This window comes from Parabacteroides sp. 52, assembly GCF_010500925.1.
Lineage (GTDB): Bacteria > Bacteroidota > Bacteroidia > Bacteroidales > Tannerellaceae > QVMG01.
On record NZ_QVMG01000035.1, the window covers coordinates 1 to 7,357 of the forward strand.

Genomic DNA, 7,357 nt, shown 5'->3' on the forward strand with positions numbered 1-7,357 from the left:
CAACAGCCGGCTTTGAACTGACATTGCCTGCGAATGTGAAGTGCACTGGGGTAGAAAGCATGAACGGGATAACGTATCATGCGCCTACAACGTCGGGGCAGACTGCAACCATTCGGGTCTCCACAAACGGAGGAACGATCCCTGCTTTATCGACAGTTCATTTAAAACTGAACCTAAAAGCGGCGTGTGGTGCTGTCAGCGGATCGACAGAAGTGATCCGTGTGAAACCTTTGACGGGATCAACAGCAATCACAGGTGCCGATAAAGAGATACAGGCACAGTTGATCGCTCCTTCGATCATGATCAAGGCTGATCAACCGACCGAAACCTATTCGGGTAAAAATACATTCAAGACATTGACTTATAAACTAAGTGCGGCAGGTGCCTTGGCTAAGACCTATAAGGTGATCCTGAACGTCGATGCCTATACGACATTGCAAAACTTTGAATTGGATGGGGTTACCAAATCCGCAGTCTTCTCATCGGAAGGAAAGACCTATACGCTTACCTTATCGGATCTGTCCACTACGGAACAGGTGTTGACTTTCGAAGCCGCATCGAGCCGTCTGGGTGAGCATCTGGTAACGCCTACCGCCCAATACCCGGCAGCAACTGCCTGCCTGACTGAACCGGGACAGGATATAACGATGTCCCTTCCTTCGGTGTCAGGATCGGTCACAATGACACATATCAGTACCTCGTATGTAGATAGTAATGATGATCCGATTACAACCTGGGATGTCAATATGGACGGAGAAACCAAGAATATGGTTAAGGTGGTTTTTAAGAATGATGGGACACTGGATGCCTGGGATGGGACCTTAGATATGGGACGGGATTATTGTAGATTCCTTCTTTTTGATAAATATAATATCAAATACCAGATAGAAGGAGACCCTGTAAAGAAAAATCTTTCTGTTGATCAAGTAAAGGTGACAACTACAGTCTCTGATTCACAGGATATTGGTTATTTCCCAGATCATATAGGGGAGCCGATTCGTTTTGAAGCTATTCTTCCTGATGGAGAAATAGTCCCTTCTGGAAAAACCGTTACTTTTTGGGTTCCGACAGTAAATGGTAAAACGTATAATAATGGAGTGAATAATGTTTATTTTGATTATTCAACTACTACTATAAACGGACTTTTTAATACTGTTACAGCTAAAAATGAAGCAGGAGAAAAGGGTGGGGGTAGTGCATATATGGAACGAGTAACTTTTAATAGTGTTCCTCATTTTAGAGAGTTGCCAACTAAATTTATGATTAAACAAAATGGGAAATTCACGCAAACAATCCGTGTATCATCGGGCTCATTACTTGTGGGTAAAGGTCGTATGAAAATACATCTTCAATTACCAGCTTGGTTAAAATTGGATGAATCGGAAAATGATAATTTTACATTAAGCCAAACAATAGGTGGAACGATTTTCAATACACCTGTTTCTTCAGATGACACAGGTAAGACTCCTTATAAAATATATACTGGAGTTCTCAGCTCAGAGGGTGAATTTACCTTTAAGTATACCACAGATGGCAGCTTTCCAGCTGGCAGTCTTGATCAAATAGGAGAGATTGGCTATTACATCGATTATGAGTATAATGGATACTGGTTGAAAAATATTTCTCAGGTGTTCCAACCAGTTACTCTTTCTTTGCAAGAAAAAGGAATTGTATTGGAAAACGTTTCACTTTATCGTATTACACGAGGTTTAAAAGATACAGATGAAGATCATATTCCGGATTCAAATGACGAAGCTCTTGATGGAGATATTAATCATTCGTACTATATGGTAGAGGATAAGGGTGAATTACGATGGAATACCCGGATTGTAGGAACCTCCTATAAATATCTTTATTTACCGGTAACAGGAAATTTATCATTCTGTTTATCGGATGGATCAAATAAACATTTATCTCTGTTAGAAAATGAAGTTAAAATAAAGGTAAATGGCAGCGAACAAACTTATCCGGTCTCTGTCGTTGCGAATGATGGCACTTTTTATGTGGAAGTAGATGCTTTAGATAATCCATTTGTCTCCGGGAGCTTGGTGGATATATTTCTCCCATTTAAAGCAAAACAGACTACATCTACTATACGTACTTTTACAAGTGAATGCTTTGTTAGTAATCAGAGGTTTACTGATCCTTTGAATAGTAAAGGAAATACAGACCGAGAAGGAGATGATCTGAAATCTTGTCGTATCTCTTCTTATAGCCCTGCAATAACATTCTGGTATACTACTCCGGGAGCTTTTCTTTCTTTTGGAAATGAAGAACAAAATGAAGCAGGATTCTATTTTAATACTTTCCATTCTTATCCCTCTTCGCCTTATTTCAAGAAAGAAGTTCGTCGTCATGCGTACCCAATGAAGTTGGAATTTACTTTACCTGATGGATATGTGATGTATAATGATGATAAGATAGAATTTACATCTTCTCGTTTAGACGGGCAGGGTCCGTCTAAACAAATCTTATCGCCTTCAGTAAAGGAAGGAAATACGTATGAATATGATTTGTCCTCTTTTTTTGATTATAATTTTAAAGTTTCAGGAGATGCGTTAGATGCAACGAAATGGATGCTTCCGGATGATAAGTGGGATGTTTATTTTAAGCTACCTATACAGGCAACCAAAGGTGTCACTTTTGGTAATTCAGAATTAAATCCCAAACTTACTGTTTACGATAATAATAAAAAACAAAAAATGGCGGTTTTGAGGAGAGCTTTTACCTTAGATTACAAGGGTGTTTCTACTAGTTTGACTTTAAGCACCCCGAGCCTCAACTCCTACGGTTCGAGCCTTACCCTTCCGGTGATAACGGTCGGTAACCCGAATGAGACCGCCCTAGACAGAGTCTGGTTATACGTCGACGGTAATGTGTCAGACCTTTCCTTTACCGAGCAAGGAGGTAGTGCGCAGGCAGTATCGGGAAAATGGTTCTCGGTAAATTCCGGCAGTGGATTGGCAGCGGCCAATAATAAAAAGTATCAGTTAGACTTCAAACACTTAGGCCGCCTGGATGGCAAGAACGAGAACGATACGATCTGGATCTATACGGTTTCCGACTTTGGGGATACCGGTTATACAGACCCAATCAATGCTCCTTTGGATGTCAATGACCTCGATCACGTAGGTGCCCGTCAGGCATTGGTGATTGTACCGGCTTCGGCTAAGATATCGGGTAGCCTATCTGTAGATAATCCTTCGATAACCTATAATACTCCCTATACATTGACTGCCGTTATTGACGGAACGGTCAGCCCGGGTGTTGTCCGTAATCCGAAAATGCGCCTGACCTTTCCGGTCGGACAGGATTATGTGGCTGGTTCTCTTTCTCTGAATTATGCAGGAAGTTCTACTTATGATTTATCGGCTCTGGAGGCTCTTTTAGTGGGCGGTAACGGAACCGCTACGGACGGTCCTGCTGCCGAACGTTCTGTCGAGATTGATTTGGCAGCGATTACCGGCGCGCCTGTTCTTTTCCCGGGAACATTGAGTTCGGATCCAACGGATACGGATATCAAACGTAAGGCAACGGTGACGGCAAATTTCAAACCGATGTGTAATACGGACCTTACCGGTTTCCGCTTTACGGGAGGTATCAGTGCCGATAATATCACGGATAATATCACCAAACTCTCCCCTTCTCTTCTTCCGGCCCTTTCTTCGGATTATGGTTTCGAGGTGAGAGATGCCGTTATTGTTGGTGGTAACAGAACATTGAACGAATTACAGACTACGCTTACCTTGCAGGTGAAGGTGATGCGTAATGCAGACTCGAGCAACCCGATCGAAACGGGTGACTATGTATTGGTAAAAGTACCCGAGCAGTTCTCACTGAATGGCACCGCGCAAGTGACCAGTACGATCAGCAACGCTACCGGCGCTTCTTCCGAAATAGGCACGAGTGATGTATCTTTGGGAAGCCGTTATATCAAACTGAGTCTTCCCACTGCAGCGATCAACGCTGATGCTTCCAAAGGCTTCGGCAAAGAGATGGTGTATGAAATTCCGCTCGTATGGGATCCAAACTATGCCACAGCCTTGAGTACGCCGACCCCTGTACTGGAAGTGAAATATATCTCATCGGCTACGTTCAACACAGCCTGCTCGGCAGGTGATGTGACATTGGGGGAAACCTCTATCGGCATTGCCGTATTGACAGCCGGAGCGAACCCGTACGAGGTGACAGTGGGTGAACAGGTGACAATGAATATCACTACGGCTAACTTCGAAGGCAAATGGTATAGCGACAGCAATCTGGGCACAGAGGTATCAGCCGTTAATCCGTATACGTTAACCCCTTCGGCTGTAGGCGATATAGACTATTACGTATCGGCTCTTATCGATGGTGAAGATTACGGATCAGCCCGGGTGCAGTTGAAAGTATATCCTTCGTTGGCATATGACGTAACCGATCCTTCTGCCCAATGTGGTGAGCAGACAAATGTTCCGCTTACAGACTTTGAAGCCTTGTTGACTAATACGGTAAGCGGTGTCACTTATACCTTTTATAGCTCCAATGAAACGAATACAGATGGCAGCCTGAAGGATGAAAACAAACTGCCTGCCACGATAAGCTCTATCCCGTCGACTACGACTTATTATGTACAGTCGTATAACGGTCTGGATTATGGTACGCCGAAATCGGTAGTATATACGATCCATACAATCGCCAGCTTTACGACGAACCTGGATGCCACGAAGGTGACTGCCTATGTAGCAAGTCCTTCTACTACCCAAACCTTTGCCGTAGAAGCGGCCGGTACTGCCCTTACCTATCAATGGTATAAAGCGACAGATGCCCTTGGTACAGGTGAGACTGCCGTTTCAGGTGTGAGCAATACCTTGGTGTTGACCATCACGAACGAGTCACAGTCCGGATTCTATTATGTAAAGGTAACCGGCTGTAATGGAACGATCACCAGCAACGCGAAAGAACTGGAAGTGATTGAGAGACCGGATGATGTTGTTTTAAACCCGGCTTCTGTAGACGTGAGTGTGAATGCTTTGACAAATACAATCTCGCTGAATGACAAGATCACTTATACCAATACCTTTAGTAAAGGGGAAACGATCTGGTATAGCCTAAGTAATGATTCGTCTACAGCCATAGAGCTGACAGCAGGATCAACGATCACGCTGAATAGCTGGGGAAGTAATACTCTGTATGTATGGGCGAAGAATCCGACAACAGATAGATTCTCGGATACAGCTGCTCAGTTGACTATCAATTTGTCTCAGAATGCCCCGGCCAACGTCGTACTGAAAGGTACTGCTGTCACTTATTGTGATACCGAACTTACGGGTAAAACTCTTTGGGATCAGATAGATACTCCGGATGCGGCTTATACCTATTGGTATAGTACGGATAATGGTGTTAGTTACGCCTCTGAGGTAAAAGACGGAACTGTCACTGATAAGGTTCAATTGGCAGCCGGCACTTATCTTGTGAAATCCAAGAATTCAACCGGTGGCTTCTCTGCAACTGCCGCTACCCTGACAGTGACAGTCAATACCTCTGTCACCGCTACCCTTCAGTTTGACGGTGAATTGGCGACGGTAACGAATAAGTCCTTTACAGTCGGTACCGAGATCAAACTGGTAGCCGGTGGAGCAAGCGGTAGTCAATATTACCGTTTCTATAAAGGCACAACTGCTTTGGGAACAGCCCAGCCAGCTTCTTCGAATACCTATACAATCAACCCTTCTGCTTCAACGGATGGTGGTAATTATTCGGTGAAGATTGTGAAGAACAGCAATGGAGATGAAGATGGCTTCTGTACGAAACAGGAAAGTGATGCCCTTATCGTTACGATGATCGACAAACCGGAAGATGTAACCCTTACGAATACTACCGGTTCAGCGATCGACTGTACTATGCCGATGAATGTAACCATTGACGATAAGGTGATCGTCTTTAACACGACAGACTTCACCAATGAGACTTTCTGGTGGAACACCGAAGATAATAAGACAGGCGTGAAAGAACTGGGCACTGGTCAAACGGCCAGCCTGGGCGTAGGAACACATACCATCTATGTATGGGCGAAGAACAATGCGAACTACTCCGACATCGCAGCTGAGTTTACTTTGACAGTATCCCAATACACCGCAGTAACCTTGGGCACAGTAACGACCACTCCGGTAAACGGTGTGATTGAAGCTCCGGCCGGAAGTACGACGAATGCAGTGAGTATCTCTGTCACGGGAACAAGCGGAAGCAAGAACAGTGGCGGCGAATACGTATACCGTTTGTATGACACGACCCCGACAGCAATCGATGACAACAGTACGGGAAGCTTCAGTCGTGACCTGTCTGCTCCGACAGCTACAGCCAGTGAGGTGTATACCTATTATGTAAGTGCCGAGGGTGCTTGTACGGAATCAGCCAAATCAAGTGCGATCACATTTACGGTTTATCCCGATCCGGTGATAACACTGGTTTCATCTCCGGTAACAGCCTATTGTAGTACGGATGGTACATTGACCGCAGGCATTGCCCTGGATAGTTATATCTCTGGCGCCAATACGACCTTGTATGACTATTATTATACGGTGAATGGTGGACCGGAAACGGCTTTAACCTCTTCCGTTCAGTTACCGAAAAACGCTGGTACATATAACTATGTACTTATTGCGAAGAACAAATATGCTTCTTCTACAAAGACAGCCACAGCGACTCTCTCCGTTGTCATCAGCAACCCGGTTGCGTTGGAAGCGATCACTACTCCTGTCGTTCGTGAAGGAGCCGGAAACGTATCCATCCAGGCGGTATTGACAAATACATCGGGAAGTGCCGATACGTATAAACTGTTCAAGATGCCTCTGCCTATGGCGGAACAAACGCAGGATAACGGATTGTTCACCGTGGCTATGGCCGCTCCGACGAATCCTTCAACGGCCTTCGAAACCTCTGTCTATTACATCACTGCCCAGGGTGCAATCTCTTGTAATCCGGCCCGCAGCAACAATGTAGAAGTCAGAGTCTATCCTACTCCGGAATTAAACTTAAGCGGTCTTGCCTTTGTACCCGCTTTCTGTGAAGACGATCAGATATTGACAAGTGGTATCGATCTTTGGAATTATATCGATGGAGCGAACAGAACCTGGTTTGACTACTCCTACAGTACGGATGGCGGAAATACGTACAGTCCGCTGCAACCCGGAACAGTGACAGTTGACAAAACAGTCGGTACACATGTGTATATGTTGAAAGCAGTCAATAAACTGCCCGGTTCTACATTGAAAGCTATCGAAACAGTAACCATCAAGGTGGATCGTCAGACAAAGATCACGAAACAGCCGACAAGTGTTGTTGTGACCGAATGGGATGCCTTCACTTTGAGTGTTGAAGC

The 7,357-nt window shown here is 44.7% G+C and carries 1 protein-coding gene; it reads left to right on the plus strand.

Translation table 11 applies throughout. The annotated features are described in order from the left end of the window. Nucleotides 1-7,357, plus strand: a 7,357-nt coding sequence (locus tag D0T51_RS11845; protein WP_163729560.1) for a hypothetical protein, incomplete at both ends; no start/stop codon positions are given.